Here is a 23,658-nt window from a genome sequence, read left to right as displayed (position 1 = left end):
TGGCGTGTAAAAATAGACTTCAACGGGCAGTCCCGAAGCGCGAAAGGGGTCAGGGATTTGCTCCCCCCTACCCCCTGGCTGCAGCTGCCTCAGTCGAGGTGGAGGTCCTCATTCCGGATGCGCCGGCGGCGAATACGGTTCGCATTGCGTGGGCCGGCATATCTCAGACGTTCAATGAACACCAGTGTTATTCCGGCGGTCAGGATCCTGTCGCTGTAGCGGAGCCTCCATCGGCCTGCAGTACGCTTTCTGGTAGCCGTTCATCTAATGGCTGATTCTCGAACACCTTCATCCCAAACTGACCGATCCAGGTGCTCACTGAGTTGATGTTCCCCGCGATGAAGTCGGTCACCTCGGCGATCAAACCTTTAACGACAGTATCCGTACTCTGACGCCAGTAATTCTCAATCGCGACCAGCAACGGATCGGAACCATTACTGACAGATTGTTCACCTACGCTATACGTTTTTTTCTTCGCGCTATCGGTGATGCATAGCAGTTGGCTGGTCTGGACGGCTCCAGCCTCTGCCGCAATAACCTGCATTGTCAACGTAGCCACTTTGTTCCCGTCTGCATCAGCGCTGGATGCATAGAACATAGAGAGCGTCAGATCCGTGCGTTTATACATCATTGCTTACCTCCCCTACGATGGCGGGAACGACGGCCGCCGGGAAGCGGAGATTGTTGCTCCTGTACCAGCTCACCCACTAAAGGTTCCTGAGCCGACTCAGCAGCCGGTGCCGGTGCAATATCATGCGCAATCGTCAGTTTCAGCAGTGGGCGGCCGCCCTGGACATGCTCAAAATGGATGCCATGCACGGCTTCATTCATTCGTGACTGACCATCCGTCTCCAGAACGGTCAAAACGCCATCAACGTATTCAATTTTGAAACTCTTCATCGGGTTCTCTCTGTTGCTGTTTTCTTGCTGTGGCAGGTCCAGCACAATGACTCCAGATTAAAGTCATCATCGGTACCGCCATGAGCTTTAGGAATGATGTGGTCGACACTTGAGGCTTTCGTGGCAATACCGTCTCGCCTGCAGTTCTGACAAAGGTATTTATCCCTCTTCATGATACGGGCCCGTTTAATTTCCCACGGTCGACCATAACCACGTTCCTGCCGAGTTTTTCCGGGCTGGTAGTTACGCCAGCCATCACCAGCGTGTTGCTGCCGATGCATCTCACAGTATCCACCGACATCATTGGTCACATTCGCGCATCCTCTGTGCCGGCAAGGTCGTTTAGCTCGTGGCGGCATAAACGTCCTCGAGCATGAGTTGAGGGAGAGTTAAAGCGGTACTGTCGATGGGAAGCTGTGAAAAGGGCAGCGATGAGCATGACAATCCGTTACACTCAATCGCCACCAGCTTCCCACCTACGTATTCATTTTTTAAGCTATTCATCATGTACCTTTGCGAATAAAAAAGCCCCGCAGATGCGAGGCTACTGGTTAAATATCAGGGTGTTACTATTCCACATCAGAGTGTAAGGTTACTCCTCAGCCCGCCCGTGGTGGGACACGGGCGCATTCCGTTAATAGAGGGATGGCTGATGACCTCTGATAAGGAAATACAATGTCTTTAGAGCAACGTATAGAAAACTTTGAAGCTCGCATTCAGAAGCTTGAAGGTGTTACAACTCACTTACACATAAGATCTGAATTAACGATATACATTATTTCTGCAATGATTGGTGCAGGCCTTGTTAAACGTGAAGGGGTAAAAGAACTGATAGAAAGTGCTGATTTGACCCCGTTTAATGCTCCAGCAATTGCTACGGCAGAAAAGAAAATCATGCTTCAGCTGATAGATAAAGTCGATGTAAAGGTACAGTAGTTGGCTTAATTAATGAAGACAGAAAGGTAGGATCAGCACACTTTCTGTCTTTTACATTTTGAAGTTTATTATTCCGTCTCACATAAACATGTGGCTCATTCTTGAGGGTACGTTTCATGGACTCCCTTACTTTTCTTTCAAAATTCATTCAATTAAACTAATTAATTAGTCCGTCTGAACTTATTCTCATAGTTTCCGCTCTCACTAGAATCCTTTTAATGGATGTCTAAACATCTATTTTTTAATGGTTATAGGGATACTCACCGATTCGTAAATCCGCTCACAGGTCATTCCCGCTGTGTAGCGTTCGTCAGCGATTGCAGCATACCGTCTAGCTTCTTCTGCAAGGTTTCCAAGCATGTCGGCGAGCACTCCGGCGGTGGCGCCGGTTGTTTTGCTTCTGACGGTAGCGGCAAGACTTGCGGTGTGGCTTGCGGCGTCCAGACGGGTGGCAAGGTTTTTTGCCTGCTGCCGCAGCTGGCTAACAGTATCAGAGAGATTAGCGGCAGCAGTACGCGCTGCAGCTGTTTGCGCTTGAGCATTCTTTACGGCCTCATCGCGGGCGATCAGACGCCCCTGTTCAATCATCCGGGCGGCGGTTTGCGCGTTAACTTCCTGGGACGATTCGGCGCTATCACGTTCTGCCCACCGCTTTTCCCATGCCCGATCGCTCCAGGCTAAACCAGCAACAAAGGCACCAGCAATAATCACCGCGGCGATAGCTGGCTTTAAGTAAGTTGCATTCACTGGTCAATCCCCCAGCAGGTCAGCGCACTTTCCTGATCACGGCGTGTTACCTGCCCATAGCAGTTATTGGAGCGCACCCGGCAATCCTTCCCTCCGTCCTTTATCCACCAGCGAATCGCTTCACATGCGCCTTTACGATCACCGGCGTTAATCCGCTGATAGAACGTAGACGGGAAGCATTTTCCGGGCCCGATGTTGTATGGACAGAACGAGGCAATGCCTACTTTTTGTGGAGGGGTCAAAGGGACATGGATATTCCGATCAACCCATGCCAGCGCTTTGTCGCGCTCTATCGCGTTTACCTGATCGCATTTGGCCTTGGTCAGTTTCATACCCTGAGTGACGGGTTTACCATCTATACGCGTGGCCCCGCGGCAAATTGTCCAGATCCCCTGACTGCCATCGCGATACGCTGTAAGGCTGTTTCCTTCTTTCTCATCCAAGAACTGATCCATCAATGTTGGAGCTGATGCACCAGCAGCCATGAGGGCCAGCATTGCGGCACTAAGTTTCGCTCTGTTTCCCATCACCACTCCGTGCCGCTTTGCGCCGGTCATCTTTAATTTTGAAATACAGATTCGTCAGGTACGTAAGCAGACCAAAAAGAAGGCTGCCAAGCACGCCAATAGCTGCCCATTGTGATGGACTGACTTTATCTAGCACCTGAAGCATCCAGAACCCGGCGTTTCCAGCTGATGCGCCATATGCAATGCCGGTTGTTAGTTTGTCCATGCGATACATACTCTCACCTCGCTGAGCGCGGGTGCTGTGCGTGTTGGAAAAGGATCAGGCTCGCGGGCTCTAACGTAACGGGGGGGTAAGAAGTGATTCCATGAGCCTGAAAATGAAAAATCCCCGGCGGGTGCCAGGGAATTAATATGTGATTTATTTAAAAAAATCGTTGCAGCGGACCTTAAAGGATCACTAAATGACCGTTATGGAAAATGCCATCATTCATGGCAGGTTCCAAACTCAAGTAACATTCTGGTTTTCAAACTCTTCAGTAGTGAAGTACGCCACATCGACGATACTATCGCGCTGAATCCAGTAGTAACCCTCTTTTATCTACTAGCTCGAACAGTCGTAATTGTTGATTAATATATGTTTTCAGCAATGAAAACAGATTTAGTTATTCTTTATAGCGGATTAAGCAAAAACCTCAGAGGCTGGCTTTGATGTCACAAAGCGGGGAAGAAGTGATCCCCCTAGCCAGAAAAATCAGAATGCTTGACAGAAGCCGGTGATTGTAGTTACCCGTATATAGTTCATAACAGTATCATTAATATAAAAAAACAATATGACGATGAAGAGTCCTTTAAAGCAATTATTAAGGTACCATATTATAGTAACAATTCTTAAAGAAGCATTTGTTGACAGCCAAAAAGTTCCATTCTTTTACTCTATAACAAATATTGCGTACGCACAACACCATTCACAGATATGATTTCAAATCAACACAAAACCTTCCAATCAACATCAATCTTGATATTGATCACACTTTCCCGAAAGTGCACTTGTAAACAGTGCGTAACTGTAATAACAAGCATATATCTTTCAATTTAGAAACTCATTTCTCTCCGCACACCAGCATTAAGGATAATAATGAAGAACATACTGCACATTTCTGACTTGCATTTATCAGTGAATAAGAGTTACGGCTTTCATGAATCTCAAGCAAGAAAAACTGTTAATTATATTCTCGAGGATCTTGAATCACTTAAAAAAGACTCCAACTTTAGTATCGATACAATTTTTTTTACTGGAGATATATCGTTTTCAGGCCGTCAAGAAGAATTCCATTCCTTTCAAGAATCATTTCTCACCCCTTTACTGACAGGATTAGGATTAAATTCAGATAGCGTTTTCATGGTTCCCGGCAACCATGATATGAATCGATCCGCAATTAAGCTAACTGAGAAACCATTACGAAATAAATTTACGAATGAGCAGTTATCAGAGATTTTTAGTGGCTTAGACAAAAACCAAGAAGTGTGGCCAAGATCGGAAGAATACAACAAATATACAACCTCAACATTCAATAAGAAAAATATCGAGCACAATGGGGCACTGTGTAAAGTTTTTAAGATAAGCAATAAATTATTTGTAATGTGCATAAACAGCGCTTGGTTAGCGCAGGATGATTCAGATCACTCAAATCTCAGAATTACAGAAAGCCAGTTAAAAATACTTGATAGAGTCAGATTCCCTCAAGATGCGAAAATCATAGGCCTAGTTCACCATCCCTTAGATTGGCTTGAGAATACAGATCGAAACATATTTTCGACTTTTATCGAAAAAAAAATATCAATGCTATGTTATGGTCATATGCATGACTTCCAACAAAAACAAGAAAATAACTTTAACGAGGGAATCACCCTCTTTTTACAAGCTGGTACACTCGATACTAGAGAAGCTCAAAGCGGCTATTCTTTAATTCTTTTTAATAATGCCAATAGTGTTGATGACGGTCGTATCATTTACCGTAAGTTTGATCAAAAACTTGAATCCTATGTGCCATGGACAGAAAGAGGAAATGGTGGGGAATTTAACTATTCTACTAACACCATGATTAATTTTGATGTATCCAAATTTGCGTCAGTATCGTCATCGATGTTAAATGATGTCGACACTGACTTATTAATAAATATTGGCATAGCTAACGAAAAGAAAAAGAAGCTAAGAACTTTATTTACCGAGCCTAACTATGTAGAAGACGATTCAATCCCGTTAGATAAAATAAAAATAAATGCTACAAAAGACATTATTAACAATAATGATAATATCATTGTTTTTGGTGCACATAGTTCAGGGAAAACATCACTTTTAAAATACATGTTTATTAAAGGACTTGAGAAACAGACATACAAAATAATAGATTCTATTCATTTTTATATTGACTGTATTAAAGATGACTTAAGTAACACACATAAAATATCCAGAACATTATGCAATTCATACTTTTCTGCAGAGCTATCAACAAGCTTTGAAGATAAGATAAAATCCATGATTGAAAATGGGAACTGTACAATATTTATTGACAACATTGACTATCTGAAGAGAGAAAAACTAAAACCCTTACTCGATTATATGAAGGAGAACAGTTCATGCCGCTATATTGTATCTTGCGATAAAAATAACAACACGGAAATCATCACCAATTTATTAAAGCAAAGCCCTGATAATTTTAAAACAATTTCGATTGGTTCATTGAGAAGATGTAATGTTCGAGATATTGTTTCAAGATGGGAATTTGCCATACAATATTCTGGCGAAAACAAACTTTACAATGAAATAACTAAAACAATTAACAACTCTCAACTCCCGCATAATTATTTCATATATTCTATGTTACTAGCGATATTTGAAGTAGAGCCTGACATCAAAGGAATTTTGAGTGAATCTGATATAATTGAGAATTTCATTGAAATTCTATTAAAAAAACACATAATGACAACACCCTCAGATAAACCGCAATACAAAGAGCTACTACATTTTCTTGGATATTTTGGGAAGCATTGTTTTGACAATGAGAAAACATTCTTTTCTAATAATGAAGTCTTAGAGCTAGCAATTAATTTTAACAAAAAAACACTATCCAATTATAATATACAAGATTTTATCGACCCATTGGTTCAAAGCGGAATTTTAACTTTAAATAAAAATGAGATAACTTTTTCTCAGCCTTCCTTCATGTACTATGCCATATCATATTTTATGAAGCATGACGAGGAATTAAAAAATAAAATTTTAAGCCCTGACAATTACTTATTACTAGATAAAGTTGTAGAGTATTACGCATCTCAAAATGCTTCAAGCCTTGAACTCTTAAAAATCTTACAAGAAAGAACAAAATTAATTATTGATGAAATGGCCTCAACCATTAAAGAGGAAAAGAACACGGATGTTAATCAGTTAGACATCAACTCAATGGAACGCATTTCAATATTAGATCTTATTTCCTCTAGGGAGGATGTAGAAACTTATGTCGAAAAGCTGAAGTCAGATAAGATTGCTAATGATAATCATCTTGATGAAGTAGCACCTTTAAACTCCGAAGGCCAAAGTTGTGAAATCACCATTGAAGAAGAAGATAACAAAACAGGTCTGCCAAATATTTTACTCCAGAATTTATCCTTGTATTCGAGAGTGTTTAGAAATACAGAGTTAACAATGGACCCTGAAAAAACAATTGATATATTCGATGACATAACAGAAGGATACATTTTTTATATGAAATCCTTCATTTTAATGATGGATGAGTCTTATGTAATTCCATATATACTGCCTGCTTTAGAAAATAAAATGGCTGAAGACAATCTTTCAGAACGTGAGAAAAAGAAAGTTATCGAACTATTTAAGACTGTGTTATCTTTAGTCCGGTCTGCAATGCCAAATAATATTCAAATGGTTATGACCGATGTTATATCATCAAAAAAACCAAGAATTGAAAATATCATTAAGGCAACTAGAGAAAAAACTACGGACGAAGTAAAAAATGCTATTCTTGGATATGTATTAATGGATATAAAAGACGAAAACATTATACCATTAGTAAACGAACTATCTAAAGTAAAAAACAATGTAGTACAAGAATCTTTATTCTTTAAAATAAACCATGCAATTATTAGCAACTATGACTTACCTAGGAAAGATATTGAAAATCTGAAAAACACTTTGAGAAAAATTGCAACCGAAAAGAAAATGACCAGTATGTCAACAATTAGCAGAGCAATGTCTGCCATTAATGATGACGGCATAATTAAATAAAAAACATTATCTCTCATCATTTTGCCTTGCTTGATGAGAGATAGTTTTTCCGCTGCACGTTATTAGCCTCAGGTTTTTTATCACCCATATACTTCTTTGCATTCTTTCTACTGGAAGAAATAAGTTCCCTCGAAAGTAGCAAGTGCATTTCCATTAATTTATTAAACTGACTCATGCTATCCCCATATAATTAAAAACCCTTTCTGTGTCTAATAGTATAGTCAACATTGTGATCATTGCAAATCAACATTTTCCCGACCAATAAGATAACCCGATATAAAACCTAAGATCAAACTCATGTCCTTACGAACTCTACCCTCTGAGCACTTTCTTTTTTTTGCTATTGTTCTGAGCGATTGACATAACACAAAATGGGATATAACAATATCATATTCTGCAGGTCTATAATTACGCAACTGTGCAATACAGCCGTCTATCATAATGCCTTCATCATCATCACATTGCTGGCGTGTTTTCTTTCCGTGAGGCAGCAAACCTTTAAACCCAGCAGCAATGGGTTGCCAGTCAACACCACTATTGTCAGATGCCGCCCAAGCTCCCCAACGGTCCATTAATTCGTACATGTCTCTCATTTTAAAGCTCCTCAGGATAGAACACCGAGCGAGTATGCCCGGTCCAGCAATTTAATAATCAACACCGGCTGGATGCCATGTTCGCTCTCAAAAGCGACAGGGTCATGGTGCAAAGCGCGGTGGTGCTTGCGGCATAATGGGATCGTAAAAATATCGTGGGCCTTGGTGCCTACGCCGCCCTGCCCCCAGCCAATAAGATGGTGTGCATCATCTGAAGGCTGCCCGCAGCACATACACGGCTGTTTTTTAACCCATGAGATAAAGTCAGCTGATAACCATCGGCTCCGCTTAGGTCTCGCGAATAGTGTCGCCGGTGCAACAGGATCGACGTTCACAGGAACCAGAGGTTTGCCCGGCATTGTTATTGCCGTTGGCTTGATTGCTTTTTCGAGACGGGGAGAAAGAATGCTGGTGGCCGGTACCGACGGAACAATCTCACTCTCCCTGTAAACCGATTTAATGCCATCGTCTTTAATACGCAGGGATCGGCGCGCCATTTCTTCTGTAATTTCATCGCCAATCCCGGCGCCTACCGCCCACCAGCATAGCTCCGCCAGTGACAATGAGCGCTGAGCGTCCAGACCAAGCGCGATGCGGGCAGTGTCGATTACCCAGTCAGCGTTGTTAACACCTACCAGTTGATTGAGGGTTTTTTCCGTTTGGTTTTTCAGCTCATTATCACAGTGCCAGCATGCGATTATTACACCCGTCGAATGGCGAAACGGGACGAGCTCATGGTGATGGTAATCGGAATGTGTCCACTGACAGTTTTTAACCTGCCTACGCAACCATGACTCGAGGGCACTAACCCCACCAGCTGCAGTGATAACTGCCTTCTTCATGAAAAAAGGTCTGATCCCCATATCATCCCGCAACGGCTGCCGGGCATCAGGAAGACGTCCACTGGGTATCTTTTTCATGCTTGCCGGCGGCATTTCAACAAGAACTCGGCCGGCACCGAATAACGGCATTAATTCACTACCCGGCTTAAGCAGCACAATTCCAAGATGGCGTGCAATATCCACGTTAAGCAAAGCTCGCATCAGTCCCTCCACATCTTCTGTATGTAGGTCCTGTCAATCCGTGGCGGCTTCTTCGATTCCGGCAACAGCACGCGGATCTCCCACGATGCAAAGTCTCTGGACAAGCTTTTCTCAACCACACAGTTATTTTTACGGTATCGCTCCACCAGCTCTGTAGCCTCAGCCTCTGAAAGTTGCTCGTGTAAAAACCAACTTTTCTTCATGGCTGATCACCGAACAGTCGCAAAAACTCAATCGCTCTTTCACGCGCACCGGGTTCTTCAGCGATCATTTCCTGCAGCAGCTGCACGGCGAGCACAGGCTCCTTTCTCCCGACGATGGAAATTCCTCTGGAGACACGGCGAGAGAGTTTTATAAAATTTTTTCTCTCTAACGCACGCAGATGCAACAGGACAGCATTAGACGAGCTAACGCCGAGCATATCGGCCAGCTCAGATAGCGTAGGTGGGTAGCCATGCTGATTGATGTAGGCCACCAGCAGATCGAAAACTTCCTGCTGTCGAAAAGTTAGTTTTGAAGACGAAAGCAAACCGGCGCTCGATGAAGGAGCACCAGTCTGATGGGATTTTGATACTTCGGGGGTTTGCGTCATGGTTTCTCTCCGCGACGCAGCAGGTATAGGTTGTTCAGGCCTATGACGGGATTGTAACAGAACCAGGGGGAACCTGGTAACCAACTCCAGACTTAGCCTTTTCAATCATCTGTGAAAAAAGAGAGAGAGTCCCCACGATCTCATCCGGCTGCAAAGGCATAAACGAAACAGTGTCGCCGCGCCGGTACATTAAAGCGCGCTCGCACACAGGAAAGGATGTAAGACGAGCAACGATCACCCCATCGTCGCATCTGATAATTGCATAGCCGGTGTTCGGCATTTCTTGTTTTTTACTCACAGCAAAATCCTCAAAATAAACCAGGCAAGCCACTGGACCTTAACTTAACAGAACCAGTCATCAGCGCTTTCCCAGGTGTCTTGCAGGATTTCCTCAATACGTTTTTTATCTCCGTCCATTCCACCAAGCACGGTCAACCCATCAGAGCTGGCCCGACGAATCACAAGACTGCAGTTATTAAAGTTTTGATCCAATCGCCGCAGTAGCTCCTTCTCCAGAGCAGGCACAGCGCCATCCGGCAATTTTTTTTGGCGATCAATTGTGATTTCCACTTTCATAACTAGCTCCTCACGCAAGTACTGTATAAATAAACAGTATACTTGTTAGGTAAAATGTTCAAGCGTTTAATGCCACTTTTCGCTAACCCATGCTCATGTTTAGATTGATCTTTTCTCCACAAAGGACGAAATCCGCTATCACAGGGATACAGTCATTTTTGAGGTGATCAACACCTTTGATAAGAAACGTTGCTACCTCTGGCGCGCCAGATTCCGCTCTTGGCACGAAGCGGACGTGTTAACGAAGCTGAAGGTCCGCTGGGTGCGAGAAGCGGCCATAATTTCGTGCCACGTATATAATGATAGAGCTATTCAAGCTTCAAGCTAGCAATTCACATGTAAAAAATCAGAGGGTAGAAGCACATAGTTATTAATGTTGCCCCCGCATTAACAAATCATCAAGGTGACGACATGAACGATATTAATATCAGCCTCGACGAACTTAAAACTATTGATTTATCCCCCTTAATCCAGAGTAAGCTGCCAGTTACCTGCTTTGATATCACAAAGTATCTTTCGAGCCTAGGGGATGGAAGAGCGGAGATAAGACTGCTAACCCATATTTGCGGTTTTCACTTTCGTCCCGAAAATCCACAGGTACCATTTGGTCCGAGCTTTCAAAGTAGCCAAGGTAGATCAGCAATTCCGGATGACATTAACGGATTGTCGCTGGAGGTACTTTCTCAATTTTGCCCGACGATAGAGCTACCCGAACTTCAAGCTCGTATTGCTGATACACTTTGGGTTCGTAAAATTGGTGGAATCCGTTTTCCTCTGCTGGCGGTCCGTGCTTATTATGCGTCCAGCATGGCGATTATGACATCGCAAGGGTCGTGGGTTAGTGCTTTAGAACGCCTAGAGCGTGCGCTTAGGCTGTGTTGTTTTTTCCGAAAGAATACTGATTTCAGGGATGAATTTGATCAGCTTTCGGCACATCTACTAGCAGAGTATGAACGTACCAGTGGACAAGCCGATTCACCTTATCCGCTGCGACTCCTGCAACTCGATATCGACTGTAAAGTGAGTGAGCCATCTTTTATTGCCCAAGAACTCCTGTCTCTGACAAAAAAATATCTGGCTCATAAATTATTTTCATTTGCCGTCGACGCCTGTAAAACCGCAATCCCGATTGCGAATAGTTGCTGTGACAGAGATACACAGTTTGAGTTCTGGCGGCTTCTTGCCGATACACATCTTGAAGAGTCAAAATTCCAAGATGGCGGCATGATTTCGGCAGCCTGCATGCAGAATGCTATTGAAGCACTGTCTAATATTCCAGGAACCCGAGGAGAACGTCTTGCGCTGTATGAAGAAATGCGTGATTACCAAATCGAATCCCGTCACCAGATGTCTATCCTTCAGTCTCCCCCTCAAGACATTAGTGAGATTGTCCATCAAGCCAAGAGTCGGGTAGTCGGAAGAGATTTGTTTGATATGGTTTTCAGACTTGCGATGCTGGTCTGTCGGCCAACCGGCATTGAGAGACTCAAGGCTCAAGCAATAGAACAAAAGGCCAACAGCATAGCTTGGATGTTTGGATCAACACATATTGATCATGAGGGAATGACACTTGCTCGCATACCCGCAGGATTGGGGATTGATGATGCAAATGGGGCAGTTATTTGGCCTATTATGATGACGAGAATGCGTATCGACCATGAGTTGGCAGTAGCCGGGCAAATTATTCCTGCTACGGATGAGATCACAATGAAATATCCAATCTCGGAAGCGTTTTTTCGCGATATGTTCATCAATCATCCCTTCATCCCGTTTGGGCATGAAGAGTTTTTCATCCAGGGTATGGTTTGCGGTTTCAATGGAGATTTTATGACGGCATGCCACGTATTGATTCCACAGATCGAAAATAGTCTGAGATATGTGGCGAAAATCAAAGGTGAGGAGCCATCACAGCTTCACGGGGACGGTTCGCAAGAGCGAAATGGACTCAAGGGACTACTAGATAATCCACTGATTATTGAAGCTTTCGGCGTAGACATAATTGGCAATCTTCAGGCCTTACTGGTAGATAAAATCTATGGTGATTTACGAAACCAACTAGCTCACGGATATGTGCCTGCCGGTTACTACAATCAACCTCCCTGCATTTTTGCATGGTGGCTTGTATTGCACATTCTAATGAACCCTACGGCGAGATACTGGCAAGCCACTTACGGCCAAGGGAGTGAGACTCAGACTTAAAGTGAATAAGTTTACGAAGTTGGCAAGTCCGGATACATGTCGATATGAGTTGAGGCGATTTGGTTAATAAGGTTGAGTGCTGCTGAAATTATTTGATGTCCGCTTTTGGCACTCAGCGGACATCTCAGCTTTGCCTCACCCCGGAATATTTAAACTTAGCTTTGACATCCCATACCAGCTGGTGTTGATTCCATTTTAGGCATAATCAGCACCTCGTCGCATTGCGCAGGCAGCGGTTACGCATTTTGGCAAGCAACCAGAGTTCGTTTGCTGTTGTAGTCATCCCAAGCATCGATGTGTAAACAGTCGCAGCCCGGCGCCACAGCTTTTTGTCTTCCAGCGTCTTAGCCAGGGACAGTGCGTTTTGGACTTTTTTCACATCCTCTTCAGATAATGGTGTTGCAGTCTGCGGCAGGGCAACATCGGGAACCTCAACGCCTGCAACCACTCGATAGACATACTGGCAGCCGTTATGGGTACGATGGAGTTTTCCCACGGCATGTAGCTGCCGCAGCAAGTTACCTGCTGTACTGGCTTGCAAGTCCAGCGCATCGCAGACATCCTGCAGGACGCATTCTGGCGTCCGGCTAACGATGGCAAGCACCATCTGTGCTTTGGTTACTTTGGTTTTTGATTGTTTGGTCATGGTCAAAACTCGTTTACTTGGTTAAACCTGCCGCCTTGCGGCGTTTGTACTCTTCCATCAGAACCTGCGCTGGCGTCGGCCCTGCTGGATGCCTCGGTGCTGCCAACTGCCGACGAATCGGGGGAATCGAAAACCCGTTAGCCAGGTGTTTGGTCCATTTCGTGAGTAAGTTTTCTGCCAGTTTTTTCAGCTCTCCCTCAGTCAGGTTCCTCTCAACTCCGGTTCTGCGCATCTCAATGCAAATGTGATACATAACATCCTGTTTCCATGGGTATTTGTCGCTGCCCGAGTATCGGTAAGACTCATTCCTCCAGCGCTTGTATTCCGCCATTACAGATTCGGATGTCAGATTGAACGGGTTAGCACCGCTGGCAGATACCAGAGCAACGAATTCAGCCAGATCCGGTGGCCATGTGTTACCCGCGGCGCAGCGCTCCATGCACTGACTGCAGACCAGAGTAATCTGGGCTTCACTCATCGATCCAATCTGGGCAATCCACATATCCGAGGGCGCCGCCCCGTTCTTCTGGGTCCACCGGTTCGAAAATACTTCCCCCATGACTGTCCATAGCCGCCATGCCGTATCCGCCGCCAGCAAGTCCGTTTTGCTTTTCCCAGCGTTCTCTGGCTGCCTGAATTTCCTGAACTGCCCGGGATGCGGTGTTAACTGGTTGAATTCCTGCATGGTCTTTACCTCCGGTTGCTGGTTGCGGTTTAGATTTGGCTCTGGCACTTATCACGCTGCGGGCAAATTTCTGCTCCCACTGAATCTGAGTGAACACTTTCCCCTCGGATTTCCAGTACGCGGTGAACTCTGCCAGCTCTGTCGGCAGGTATGCCGGTTCGGGAAGCGCTATACCCCAGGTAGCAGCCAGTCGCGGCCAGTCCTGTGACGGCAGCCAAAGGTCGTGCATGGCGAATTTCCCGATCGGAATATCCACTCCAGGCAGATACTGAGGTTGCTGGGGAAAATTTCTCTCCTGCGCATAGAGAGTGGGGTTTGATCCTTTTCCCTTCCCTTCCCTTCCTTTTCCGTCAGTGAGTCCTCCATGAGGATTCACTGAGTCCTCACTGAGCCCTCCTTGATTAGGAGCTCTCTTTTCTTCCTTTCCTGCCTTAGACTCAGTGAATTCTGGCGGAAGAGGTATTTTTGAGGCCGAAGGCCTGTTTATTTTTTGATGCTTAAGGAAACCTTTAATCTGCAAATAGCAGACATCATTCACTGAATACTCAGTGAGTAATCCATGAGTAATCAGTTCCTGTATTAGTGGTTCGCAATCGAGCGCGTCCGCAGGGAAGATTTGCATCTTCAACCGTTTTGGCGAACGCTCAAGGCATCCCATATCGTTGGCGAAGTTGAACAACCCGATAAACAGGAGACGCGCTGGAACTGAACATTCCACCACCTTCTCATCTGTCCAGAATTCAGGTTTAACTGTTCTGATGCGGGCCATCTGAAACCTCTTATTAGCCAGCTGGTGCTGGTGGTCATTGTCAAAACTCGATTAGAAAAACTGCGGCGCTACGGCGCTGATGCTCGCCAGAAGTGGTCCCGCCGCATCTGCAGGAAGCATGTTAAAAAGTGCAATTGCTGCCTCCCGAATTTCACGCTCTAACTTTTGTAACGGAGCACCAAGCAATTTTGCCTGGTGCGCTTCGCTACACTCTTTGATTGCTTGAGCCACCAGCTCGCTTTCAGTCAATCCACGTTTCAATCCGTGTTTGCGCGCAATCTCAATAGGCATCACATCAGCGATCGCTCCTGAAAGCTGCATGACGTAGCTGGTGTACTTCTCTGATCCGGATTCGTTTTTCAGGTAGCGGTACAGATTCTGTTTATTGACGTTAATTCCGCGACCGTTTTGTTTTCTCCATTGCTCATCCACCAGCTGCGCGATGTGGTCCTGTGCACGTCCAGGTAAAGTCGACTCCCATTCCTGAACGGCAGCAAAAATTGCTCTACTCTTCATCCGAGCCCGGCGTAGACCGGAAAACTGATTTTCTGAGTTCAGTTGCAGGCCCATTACCGGGTTATGATTTTTAAAAGAGATGGTTTGCATACTTACTCCTTCGGTAATCCATCCGTTGGGTTTGGGTAAAGATCTGGTCTGAGTTCATGCGGAGTAACTTTCCACTCCAATGCCTTACTGACTTTCAGAACCAACTCGCCGGGAACTTTATGTTTGAACCAACCATTTACTGTTTGTGCTCGCCGATTAAGCCGCCGTCCGATTTCCGATTGGCTACACACGGCAAGTAATTTTTTTTGAAGTGATGGCTTCATGTGCTGCTCCACTAAGAACTGTAAATTTGAATTACAGTTTAATCAGTTTATTTCGATAGTGTCAAATCATTCGATATGAGGCCTGAAGAAAAAATCTGTATAATCTTTCTCATGTGTTTGTTTGGGTGGATGAAGATGAACTTTGGTGTTCGACTGCAACGAGTCTTAGATGAGATAGGAATGTCTCAATCAGAACTGGGGCGGAGGATCGGTGCGACATCCCAATCAGTGAATGGCTGGTGTCAGGCTGGAATCCTTCCCAGAAAAGAAATGCTTGAGCAACTTCCTGATATAACAGGAAAACCGTTGTATTGGTTTTTCATGACAGATGAAGACGAAGAGACGCTGCAGCAGCCAAGATCGGAAGATATCTATGTCCTTACCCCGGAGACTAAAAAGCTCATAGAAATTTACGATCAGCTTCCGCAAGTGGAGCAAGAACGATTCGTCGGGTTAATGCAGTTAAGGCTGGAAGAACTCGATGCTTTCATGAACGAGTATTTAATGAAACGAAAGAAAGACTAGAACAGCCTTCCCCCCCTTCATAAGCGCCGCCTTCGGGCGGTTTTTTTGTGTCTGCTCCCCACCTCACATCCAATTCTGAAATTTAAATCATCAGTTTTAATTGACAGCTGTAGTTTATATCGATAATACTATCTCCGTCCTATGACGTCATCGAGGCAGGAAGCCCACGAAGTAGCTGCCGGCGGCATACGAAACACCGGATGAGATGACAGCAATATCAATCGCAGCAGGTTCAACGTTCGGCTGCCCGGCCTTAAGGGAAGGAAATAAGTATGGATAAAGCATACGAAGACTATTTTGAAAACCTCTCTGAAGGTGAAGAGGCACTGAGTTTCAGCGAGTTTACCGCGGCACTCTCAGGTAAGCCGGCAGACTGCGCCTCTTCTGAAATGTAATGGAAATCCTGCGCGCTTCGTGGTGATGAATTGCAGGGTGAAAAAGCTCAATCGTGAAGATCAGCGTCACGACACCACCGACGAAGCGCGTCGAAGTAGTGAAAATAAAAAATCAGGGTTTGCAATGCGGTGAATGCGGCTATGCGCACGCGACATAGTTAAAAAAAGTAAACATGGCGGTTATTCACACGTTGTGGGGAAAAAGTTGTCGGCGGTAGTTGTTAACTGGCTGCCGTCACCGGGAGGCACCCGGCGCCGCATTGCAAAACCACAACCTAATAATGAGTTAACTGGAGATAACTATGAAGGATTTTGCCCGAGTACCTACCGGGAACCAGGCGACCCGCCTGAACTGGTTCGAGGTGAGACTACGCCAGCTATGTTACTTGCTGGCGCAGAAAGGAAACCCTGAGGCTGAGGCATGAATACCCTGTTTGCCCTTGTCATCAGCGTATGTGCTCTCACTGGTGAATGCTCTGATGTTCTGATCGGTGTTTATCCATCAGAGGCCAGTTGCAACAGCAACGCTGATGAACAAAAAGTACAGGGCCAGTGCCTCCCCTACCGAAATACACAAAACATGGCTGACGACCAACAGCCTGCAGTGAGTTTTTGAATCGAGTTTTGACCAATGGCCGTTACGGCCGGAGAAGTGATTATGGAATTTGGAATGAAACGCGTTCTGGCATCTGTCCAGGCCGCCGCCACTTTGAATAAGCTCTATGACGGCTCGCCCGTTTCACTGACGGCCATCAGTAAAGAGTCAAAGCTGTCTACTTCATACCTTGAGCAAATCTTCAAAAAGCTGCGGGCGGGTAACCTGGTTATTTCACAGCGTGGCCCAGGTGGTGGTTATAGCCCCCGCGGCGATGACATCACCGTTACAGAAGTGATCACAGCAGTATCCAAACTGCCAGCCCATAAAACTTTTGAGCCTATCCTGCGAGCGCTTGACGACGTTCGCGTATCACAGCTGCTGCGGGGCGATTCGCCAGCCCCATAAAGCACAAAACCCGCGCAAGGCGGGTTAAGTACCCGGTCAGCCGACCAAAGCTTTCCGGAATCGAGTTTTGACCAATGACCACCACCAGGGCGGCTGCCATCAGCTGCCGGGTATCTTACAATCCAAAGGAGCCCAAACGCAATGAACAACTACCCGTATCTCATTAAAGCGAAGGCAAAAGCAAACGAAGCGAAAAATCTCTTCTGCTGGTTCTCTGCTAAATCCGATTCTCGCGCCGAGCGCAAAATCCTAGACATCCTGGAAGACGCTGAAATTAACGTTGGCCGCGGCGCCAGCCATCAGCTGCCGATCCGCACCAACTGGCTCATCGTTGATGACTTACCGGAAGAAGGTGTACTGGATGACACCTGGTGCGATCGCTACGAGCTTGGTGGTGAAGACGGGCTGGCATGGCAAAAAATCGTTGCGCCGGCGGCTGCTGAACCACAGCCCTCCAGTAAACCAGAAAACGATATCTCTCCTGCAAATAGCGATGAAGAGGACTATTCGAACAATGAAGAAGCACTCTTCAACCTGGCGGAAATGTCATTCCGCACGCAGCTGCTTGCCCAGTATATGGCCGACGAGCGTCACGTGTATCACATTAGCATTCCTCATCGTAACCGCCTTTCAGCGATGGAAATGGATACGGATAATCACGGTGTGCAGAATCTGCTGCTGACGGCAGAAAATATTCCGGAGCTTAAAAAATATGATATGCCTGGTCTGTGGAAATTTACCAGTGCATTTAAGAGCATATTTCCTGTGGGGAAACGCCATGAGCTCGGCAAGCAAATTCAGTTCGCCAAATTGTGGCTTGAAACGTCGCACATTGACCGCGGGATCCTTACAAAGGAATGGGCTGCTGGAAACTATATCACCTCAATAAACAAAACCGATGCCGGCGCCAATGCTGGCGGCGGTAACAAAACTGACCGCAATCCGGATTATCAGCATTCGCTGGATACTCTGGATATAGAGATCGCTCTTGCAACGATGCCTATGGATTTTGACATCTATAATTTTCCGGCATCAGTCCACCGCCGCGCTAAGGAAATAGTACAGAAGAAAGAAAGTCCATTTAAAGAATGGTCTGCAGCATTACGGAGCACACCAGGCATCCTTGATTATTCCCGTGCAGCGATTTTTGCACTGATCAGGGAAGCATCCAGTGGAATAACTCCTTTTCCAGATCGGTTGCGTGGCTACATCAACGCGAATCTGACTGAACATAAGCATGATACCCCGAGCGCTGAGACGCTTACCAAGGCGGGACATATTCCATCTGCTGGAGTCACTCTGGATGCAACAAACCAAGTAATCGCCGGAGAGGATAGCAGCGCAAAACTGGAAACACTCTCCTCCGACATTAAAGCAGTTGGTACCGAACTGGTAAAAGAGGCTCAAAAGCAACGTCCGGATGCTAATCAGGTTCTGGCCGCCGAGCGCGGCGAATATGTTGAAGGGGTTAGCGATCCTACGGATCCGAAGTGGGTAACCGAAGACCTTACCAAGACCAGGCAGCCTGAAGTTTCAAAAATTGGGGACGGAGTATTTTCCATTGAAGGTCTTGTTGACGTTACGGGCAAGGTTAACCAAAAAGAAAAAACAGATGAAGTTGTTCATCAAACGGATTCTGTAAATATTGAATCCAGTCATCATAATAAGGAGGAAGATCAGCCAATTGATTATGTTCACGTTATGGTTGATCTGGAAACCATGGGTAAAAAACATAACGCCCCTATCGTCGCTATTGGTGCGGTTGTTTTTGACCCGGCAACCGGCTCTATTGGAGAAAGTTTCTATAAAGTCGTATGCCTTGAATCCTCTGTGAACTGGGGCGCCGTAATCGATCCATCTACTGTTATCTGGTGGCTTAAGCAGTCCTCCGAAGCACGCTCTGCGATCGTAAATGATGATGCTATCCCGTTGCAGGATGCATTACTCCAGTTCAGAGAATTTGTTTCTGATAATGTCGCTGGTGGGAGCAAAAAGGCGCAGGTATGGGGTAACGGTGCGTCATTTGACAACTCTATTCTGCGTTCTTCTTACGATTGCATTGCTGAATATTATCCGTGGGAATACTGGAACGATCGGGACGTACGAACAATGGTAGAGCTCGGCCAGGCCATTAGCTTCGCCCCCAAAACAACGATTCCGTTTGAAGGGGCTCGTCACAATGCCCTCGCTGATGCTATTCATCAGGCCCGCTATGTATCAGCGATCTGGCAGCGAATAATTGCCGGCAATCAGGTGCTGCAAAAATTGATGCAAAACTGATTTTTTATTTTCAGATACTGGCCCAGCAATGGGCCATAATGAGGTAAAACATATGCTCAAGATGTTAACCCTTGAAGAGTGGGCAAACGAGAAATACAGAAGCAATCCTCCAAGCGTTTCCACTCTCAGGAATTATGCTAAACAGAATATGTTTTCTCCCCCAGCCAAAAAAGAAGGTCGATTCTGGCGCGTCAGGGAGGATGCTGAGTTGGTCGGTACATTGACCACTCCTGTAGTAAAGAAAAGCGACCCTGTTCTTTTGCAGAGGATTTTGAACGATGGCTGCCAGACCACGTAAAAATAATATATCTATTCCAAATTTATACCCGCTCTACAGTAGAAAGGTTAATAAAGTTTACTGGCGTTATAAGCACCCGATAACTGGTAAGTTTCATAGTCTAGGAACAGACGAAGCAGAGGCCACGGCAATAGCTATTGAAGCAAATAAAAGACTGGCGGAACAACAAACCCGCCAGATAATGGCAATCACTGACAGAATTTCCACCAGCTCAGGAAAATCAATATCAACTAACACTTGGCTTGAACGTTACTGGAAGATTCAGCAGGAAAGATTAAAGTCCGGAGATATTAAAGAAAACACTGTCAAACAAAAAGCAAAACCAGTATCTCTGCTTAAGGAACGGGTAGGAATGAAATTAATATCCGCTGTCAATGTTCGAGATGTTGCGCAAATTCTTGATGAATATTTAGCGGAGGGACAACCCAGAATGGCTCAGGTCATTCGCTCTGTCCTAATAGATGTTTTTAAAGAAGCTCAGCATGCGGGGGAAGTACCTCCTGGTTATAACCCTGCACTAGCAACTAAACAACCTCGTAGAAAGATCACTCGCCAGCGCCTCACTCTTGAGGAATGGCAAAAGATTTTTGATATAGCCGATGAAAATCACAAATACATGGGGAACGCCATGCTTTTAGCCATAGTAACAGGACAGCGACTAGGTGATATATCCCGTATGAAATTCTCGGACATCTGGGACGATCATCTACACGTTGAGCAAGAGAAAACCGGAAGCAAAATCGCTATACCATTAGCTCTGCGTTGCAACGCAATCAACTGGAGCCTCCGAGATGTAATCAGTCGTTGCCGGGATTATGCAGTAAGCCCTTATTTGGTTCATTTCTTTAGAACCACCTCACAGGCTGAGCGAGGAGCACAGGTGAAACCCAGAACACTGACCATGAATTTCAGCAAGGCAAGAGACAGTGCAGATATTGACTGGGGACAAGGTACACCGGCAACTTTCCATGAACAAAGATCGCTTTCCGAGCGGTTATATAAAGCCCAGGGTATAAATACGAAAGATTTACTTGGACATAAAACTCAACAACAAACGGATCGGTACCATGATGATCGAGGGAAGGGGTGGACAACGGTGGCCCTATGAGGTTTTTCGGGAGGGGTTTTGATAACTTGTTTTGATAAAATTTTGATAACCGTTCGAAAACTAATAATAAAAACGGGAACCACCAGGTTCCCGTTCTGACATAATCTGGGGGCCAGATTACATGTTCGCGATAATCGCGTCGCCAAACTCGCTACATTTCAGCAGTTTAGCGCCTTCCATCAGACGTTCGAAGTCATAGGTCACGGTCTTGGCGGCGATAGCGCCTTCCATGCCTTTGACGATCAGGTCTGCGGCTTCGAACCACTGCATGTGGCGCAGCATCATCTCTGCGGACAGGATGATGGAGCCCGGGTTCACTTTGTCCTGGCCAGCATACTTCGGCGCAGTACCGTGAGTCGCTTCGAACAGCGCGCACTCGTCGCCGATATTGGCGCCCGGGGCGATACCGATACCGCCAACCTGTGCCGCCAGCGCGTCAGAGATGTAGTCGCCGTTGAGGTTCATACAGGCGATAACGTCGTATTCCGCAGGACGCAGCAGGATCTGCTGCAGGAAGGCGTCGGCGATCACGTCTTTTACCACGATCTCTTTACCGGTGTTCGGGTTCTTGATTTTCACCCACGGGCCGCCGTCGATCAGCTCGCCGCCGAACTCTTCGCGAGCCAGCTGGTAGCCCCAGTCTTTGAACGCGCCTTCGGTGAACTTCATAATGTTGCCTTTGTGCACCAGAGTGACGGAATCACGATCGTTGGTGATCGCATACTCAATGGCTGCACGAACCAGACGTTTGGTGCCTTCTTCAGAGCACGGCTTGATGCCGATGCCGCAATGTTCCGGGAAGCGAATTTTCTTCACGCCCATCTCATCGCGCAGGAATTTGATCACTTTGTCTGCTTCAGCAGAGTCGGCTTTCCACTCGATGCCTGCATAGATATCTTCGGAGTTTTCACGGAAGATAACCATGTCGGTCAGTTCCGGGTGCTTAACCGGGCTCGGGGTGCCCTGGTAGTAACGTACCGGACGCAGGCAGACGTAGAGATCCAGCTCCTGGCGCAGCGCCACGTTCAGGGAACGAATGCCGCCGCCGACTGGGGTAGTCAGAGGACCTTTGATAGCAACGCGGTAGTCACGAATCAGATCGAGGGTTTCAGCTGGCAGCCAGACATCCTGGCCATAGACGTGGGTCGATTTCTCACCGGTGTAAACTTCCATCCAGGAAATTTTACGCTCGCCCTTATAGGCTTTCTCAACGGCGGCATCAACCACTTTCAGCATCGCTGGGGTAACGTCAACGCCGATACCGTCACCTTCAATGAACGGGATAATCGGATTGTGAGGGACGTTCAGTTTGCCGTTTTGCAGGGTGATTTTTTGACCTTCCGCCGGAACTACTACTTTGCTTTCCATTAACCTCTCCTTCGAGCGCTTCTGGTTCTGCTCTTCCCTCTTCACGCGAGCCTGGTGTTGGCTGAGTCGGCCAGCTTCGGAGTACCGGGTCATCCCGCTAACCGGAGCTATCGCGTCCGTGTCGCCTTCCTGCCTGTGTTGCGAATCGGTTTGAGCAATTTTTTGTTAATAATTTGTAATGAGCATGTCAATACTACCTGAATGTTTGCGTCCATGAAAGGCATTCGTAATTAGGCTATAATGCGGCAATTGATAGAGCCTGAAAATACCATGCAGAAAACTTCATTTAGAAAACATCGCGTTGAGCGATTCAGCACACAACAAGTCACCAGACAACGTAAAGAACGCCAGCCAAAAACTGTGATCTTGTTCAATAAACCCTATGATGTGTTGCCGCAATTTACCGACGAGGCCGGTCGCAGCACGCTGAAAGATTTTATTCCCGTGGCGGGCGTCTACGCCGCAGGTCGACTCGATCGCGACAGCGAAGGGCTGCTGGTGCTGACCAACGATGGCGCGCTGCAGGCGAAGCTGACCCAGCCGGGTAAACGCACCGGCAAGATCTACTACGTCCAGGTGGAAGGCGAACCCACGCCCGAGGCGCTGGCCGCTTTGCGCGACGGCGTCACCCTCAACGACGGCCCCACCCTGCCTGCCGGCGTAGAACTTGTGGAGGAGCCCGCCTGGCTGTGGCCGCGCAACCCGCCGATTCGTGAGCGCAAATCGATCCCCACCCGCTGGCTGAAGATCACGCTCTACGAGGGACGCAACCGTCAGGTGCGCCGGATGACCGCCCACGTCGGCTTCCCTACCCTGCGGCTGATCCGCTACGCCATGGGCGGCTACACCCTCGACGGGCTGGCCAACGGCGACTGGCGCAAAGCCGAATAACCGAAAAGGAAAAGCGATGTTTAAACCTCATGTCACTGTTGCCTGCGTGGTTCACGCCCAGGATAAATTTCTCATCGTCGAAGAGACCATTAACGGCAAAGCATTGTGGAACCAGCCGGCGGGCCATCTCGAGGCCAATGAAACGCTGCTGCAGGCCGCCGAACGTGAACTGTGGGAGGAGACAGGCATTCGCGCCACGCCGCAGCACTTCATCCGCATGCATCAGTGGCTGGCCCCCGATAACACCCCGTTTCTGCGCTTCCTGTTCGCCATCGAACTTAGCGATCTGTGCGCCACTGAACCGCACGACAGCGATATCGATCGCTGCCTGTGGCTCAGTGCTGAGGAAATTCTTAACGCGCCAAACCTGCGCTCGCCGCTGGTTGCCGAAAGCATTCGCTGCTACCTGCAGGACCCGCGCCAGCCGCTGTCGCTGATTGGCGCATTTAACTGGCCGTTCACAGGGGGTGAATGAACGGTGAGCGCGTGCTAGAATACGCCGCCTCG

At 46.7% G+C, this 23,658-nt stretch carries 29 protein-coding genes; 12 read left to right on the top strand and 17 right to left on the bottom strand.

The annotated features are described in order from the left end of the window. Positions 1-199 precede the first annotated feature (199 nt). Genes ACLEXF_RS00555 through ACLEXF_RS00545 form a run of 3 tightly spaced genes read right to left on the bottom strand, consistent with a single transcriptional unit; the run spans position 200 to position 1,259 of the window. Entirely contained in the window at positions 200-631 is a 432-nt protein-coding gene (locus ACLEXF_RS00555) for a hypothetical protein (protein ID WP_077272073.1), read from the bottom strand. Further along, on the bottom strand, positions 628-945 hold the full coding sequence (locus ACLEXF_RS00550) for a hypothetical protein (RefSeq protein ID WP_016160653.1): 318 nt from the start codon (positions 943-945) through the stop codon (positions 628-630). The genes ACLEXF_RS00555 and ACLEXF_RS00550 overlap by 4 nt, the downstream gene beginning before the upstream one ends. Next, a complete protein-coding gene (locus tag ACLEXF_RS00545) occupies positions 897-1,259 on the bottom strand; it encodes an HNH endonuclease (RefSeq protein WP_117064037.1) in 363 nt (120 codons plus the stop codon). Before ACLEXF_RS00545 ends, ACLEXF_RS00550 begins: the two co-directional genes overlap by 49 nt. A 316-nt stretch (positions 1,260-1,575) precedes the next feature. Here ACLEXF_RS00545 and ACLEXF_RS00540 point away from each other — a divergent pair, with 316 nt between their 5' ends. After that, positions 1,576-1,836 (top strand): hypothetical protein, encoded by a 261-nt coding sequence (locus tag ACLEXF_RS00540; protein WP_423265696.1) that lies wholly within the window; start codon positions 1,576-1,578, stop codon positions 1,834-1,836. Positions 1,837-2,070: 234 nt separating this feature from the next. Here the strand turns inward: ACLEXF_RS00540 and ACLEXF_RS00535 are convergent, their stop codons facing one another. From ACLEXF_RS00535 to ACLEXF_RS00525, 3 genes are read right to left on the bottom strand one after another with little or no spacing between them, the layout of a single operon-like run. Continuing rightward, positions 2,071-2,583, bottom strand: coding sequence for a DUF2514 domain-containing protein (locus ACLEXF_RS00535; protein WP_129550462.1), 513 nt, complete (start codon positions 2,581-2,583; stop codon positions 2,071-2,073). Further along, on the bottom strand, positions 2,580-3,110 hold the full coding sequence (locus tag ACLEXF_RS00530) for a lysozyme (RefSeq protein WP_023317949.1): 531 nt from the start codon (positions 3,108-3,110) through the stop codon (positions 2,580-2,582). The genes ACLEXF_RS00535 and ACLEXF_RS00530 overlap by 4 nt, the downstream gene beginning before the upstream one ends. Then, on the bottom strand, positions 3,088-3,324 hold the full coding sequence (locus tag ACLEXF_RS00525) for a class II holin family protein (protein WP_004111739.1): 237 nt from the start codon (positions 3,322-3,324) through the stop codon (positions 3,088-3,090). Before ACLEXF_RS00525 ends, ACLEXF_RS00530 begins: the two co-directional genes overlap by 23 nt. A gap of 861 nt (positions 3,325-4,185) precedes the next feature. Here ACLEXF_RS00525 and ACLEXF_RS00520 point away from each other — a divergent pair. Then, complete coding sequence (locus tag ACLEXF_RS00520; protein WP_423265695.1) at positions 4,186-7,350, top strand: metallophosphoesterase; 3,165 nt, start codon at positions 4,186-4,188, stop codon at positions 7,348-7,350. Positions 7,351-7,583: 233 nt separating this feature from the next. On the opposite strand, the gene ACLEXF_RS00515 is transcribed toward ACLEXF_RS00520, so the two are convergent. The 5 genes from ACLEXF_RS00515 to ACLEXF_RS00495 form a co-directional block, all read right to left on the bottom strand. Then, complete coding sequence (locus ACLEXF_RS00515; protein ID WP_129550460.1) at positions 7,584-7,943, bottom strand: antiterminator Q family protein; 360 nt, start codon at positions 7,941-7,943, stop codon at positions 7,584-7,586. Positions 7,944-7,954: 11 nt separating this feature from the next. After that, on the bottom strand, positions 7,955-8,986 hold the full coding sequence (locus ACLEXF_RS00510; protein WP_423265694.1) for a DUF968 domain-containing protein: 1,032 nt from the start codon (positions 8,984-8,986) through the stop codon (positions 7,955-7,957). A 199-nt stretch (positions 8,987-9,185) separates the two neighbouring features. After that, entirely contained in the window at positions 9,186-9,578 is a 393-nt protein-coding gene (locus ACLEXF_RS00505) for a DNA-binding protein (RefSeq protein ID WP_049114843.1), read from the bottom strand. Between the two features lie 40 nt (positions 9,579-9,618). Beyond that, a complete protein-coding gene (locus tag ACLEXF_RS00500) occupies positions 9,619-9,858 on the bottom strand; it encodes a hypothetical protein (protein ID WP_050597314.1) in 240 nt (79 codons plus the stop codon). 62 nt (positions 9,859-9,920) lie between these two features. Further along, positions 9,921-10,154 carry a DinI family protein gene (locus ACLEXF_RS00495; RefSeq protein ID WP_023279529.1) on the bottom strand — a complete coding sequence of 78 codons (234 nt, stop codon included), beginning with the start codon at positions 10,152-10,154 and terminating at the stop codon, positions 9,921-9,923. A gap of 411 nt (positions 10,155-10,565) precedes the next feature. Here ACLEXF_RS00495 and ACLEXF_RS00490 point away from each other — a divergent pair, with 411 nt between their 5' ends. Then, a complete protein-coding gene (locus tag ACLEXF_RS00490) occupies positions 10,566-12,353 on the top strand; it encodes a DUF4209 domain-containing protein (protein ID WP_020315086.1) in 1,788 nt (595 codons plus the stop codon). 205 nt (positions 12,354-12,558) lie between these two features. On the opposite strand, the gene ACLEXF_RS00485 is transcribed toward ACLEXF_RS00490, so the two are convergent. From ACLEXF_RS00485 to ACLEXF_RS00465, 5 genes are read right to left on the bottom strand one after another with little or no spacing between them, the layout of a single operon-like run. Then, positions 12,559-12,999: a PerC family transcriptional regulator gene (locus ACLEXF_RS00485; protein ID WP_032439844.1), complete on the bottom strand. Its 441-nt coding sequence runs from the start codon at positions 12,997-12,999 to the stop codon at positions 12,559-12,561. Between the two features lie 13 nt (positions 13,000-13,012). Continuing rightward, positions 13,013-13,558, bottom strand: coding sequence for a replication protein P (locus ACLEXF_RS00480; RefSeq protein WP_228688653.1), 546 nt, complete (start codon positions 13,556-13,558; stop codon positions 13,013-13,015). Next, the gene (locus tag ACLEXF_RS00475) at positions 13,470-14,453 is read right to left on the bottom strand and encodes a DnaT-like ssDNA-binding domain-containing protein (protein WP_122927444.1); all 984 of its coding nucleotides are present in this window, start codon (positions 14,451-14,453) and stop codon (positions 13,470-13,472) included. Before ACLEXF_RS00475 ends, ACLEXF_RS00480 begins: the two co-directional genes overlap by 89 nt. 51 nt (positions 14,454-14,504) lie before the next feature. Next, positions 14,505-15,059: a toxin YdaT family protein gene (locus ACLEXF_RS00470; protein WP_069197138.1), complete on the bottom strand. Its 555-nt coding sequence runs from the start codon at positions 15,057-15,059 to the stop codon at positions 14,505-14,507. A gap of 2 nt (positions 15,060-15,061) precedes the next feature. After that, the gene (locus ACLEXF_RS00465) at positions 15,062-15,283 is read right to left on the bottom strand and encodes a transcriptional regulator (protein WP_004147982.1); all 222 of its coding nucleotides are present in this window, start codon (positions 15,281-15,283) and stop codon (positions 15,062-15,064) included. 180 nt (positions 15,284-15,463) lie between these two features. Here ACLEXF_RS00465 and ACLEXF_RS00460 point away from each other — a divergent pair, with 180 nt between their 5' ends. From ACLEXF_RS00460 to ACLEXF_RS00430, 7 genes are all read left to right on the top strand, one after another. Then, the gene (locus tag ACLEXF_RS00460) at positions 15,464-15,808 is read left to right on the top strand and encodes a transcriptional regulator (RefSeq protein WP_223178525.1); all 345 of its coding nucleotides are present in this window, start codon (positions 15,464-15,466) and stop codon (positions 15,806-15,808) included. 272 nt (positions 15,809-16,080) lie between these two features. Then, entirely contained in the window at positions 16,081-16,203 is a 123-nt protein-coding gene (locus ACLEXF_RS00455; protein WP_016529975.1) for a hypothetical protein, read from the top strand. A gap of 421 nt (positions 16,204-16,624) precedes the next feature. Further along, the gene (locus ACLEXF_RS00450; RefSeq protein WP_012542202.1) at positions 16,625-16,819 is read left to right on the top strand and encodes a DUF1482 family protein; all 195 of its coding nucleotides are present in this window, start codon (positions 16,625-16,627) and stop codon (positions 16,817-16,819) included. A gap of 42 nt (positions 16,820-16,861) precedes the next feature. Beyond that, complete coding sequence (locus ACLEXF_RS00445) at positions 16,862-17,206, top strand: Rrf2 family transcriptional regulator (protein ID WP_014228879.1); 345 nt, start codon at positions 16,862-16,864, stop codon at positions 17,204-17,206. 141 nt (positions 17,207-17,347) lie between these two features. Beyond that, positions 17,348-19,486: a 3'-5' exoribonuclease domain-containing protein gene (locus tag ACLEXF_RS00440; protein WP_423265693.1), complete on the top strand. Its 2,139-nt coding sequence runs from the start codon at positions 17,348-17,350 to the stop codon at positions 19,484-19,486. A gap of 52 nt (positions 19,487-19,538) precedes the next feature. Next, complete coding sequence (locus ACLEXF_RS00435; RefSeq protein ID WP_423265692.1) at positions 19,539-19,784, top strand: excisionase; 246 nt, start codon at positions 19,539-19,541, stop codon at positions 19,782-19,784. Beyond that, entirely contained in the window at positions 19,765-20,892 is a 1,128-nt protein-coding gene (locus tag ACLEXF_RS00430) for a site-specific integrase (RefSeq protein ID WP_122927441.1), read from the top strand. Before ACLEXF_RS00435 ends, ACLEXF_RS00430 begins: the two co-directional genes overlap by 20 nt. A gap of 117 nt (positions 20,893-21,009) precedes the next feature. On the opposite strand, the gene icd is transcribed toward ACLEXF_RS00430, so the two are convergent. Further along, the gene (gene icd, locus ACLEXF_RS00425; RefSeq protein WP_004150800.1) at positions 21,010-22,260 is read right to left on the bottom strand and encodes an NADP-dependent isocitrate dehydrogenase; all 1,251 of its coding nucleotides are present in this window, start codon (positions 22,258-22,260) and stop codon (positions 21,010-21,012) included. A 240-nt stretch (positions 22,261-22,500) separates the two neighbouring features. On the opposite strand from icd, the gene rluE reads away from it, so the two are divergent. Beyond that, complete coding sequence (rluE, locus tag ACLEXF_RS00420) at positions 22,501-23,151, top strand: 23S rRNA pseudouridine(2457) synthase RluE (protein ID WP_032452457.1); 651 nt, start codon at positions 22,501-22,503, stop codon at positions 23,149-23,151. A 16-nt stretch (positions 23,152-23,167) separates the two neighbouring features. Next, positions 23,168-23,626, top strand: a complete 459-nt coding sequence (locus tag ACLEXF_RS00415) for an NUDIX hydrolase (RefSeq protein ID WP_004150802.1) — start codon at positions 23,168-23,170, stop codon at positions 23,624-23,626. Positions 23,627-23,658 lie beyond the last annotated feature (32 nt).

The organism is Klebsiella pneumoniae complex sp. WS1778, from assembly GCF_049472055.1.
Classification (GTDB): domain Bacteria; phylum Pseudomonadota; class Gammaproteobacteria; order Enterobacterales; family Enterobacteriaceae; genus Klebsiella; species Klebsiella quasipneumoniae.
The sequence above is the reverse complement of the archived record's forward strand: the minus strand, read 5'-3'. Positions and strand labels throughout refer to the sequence as shown.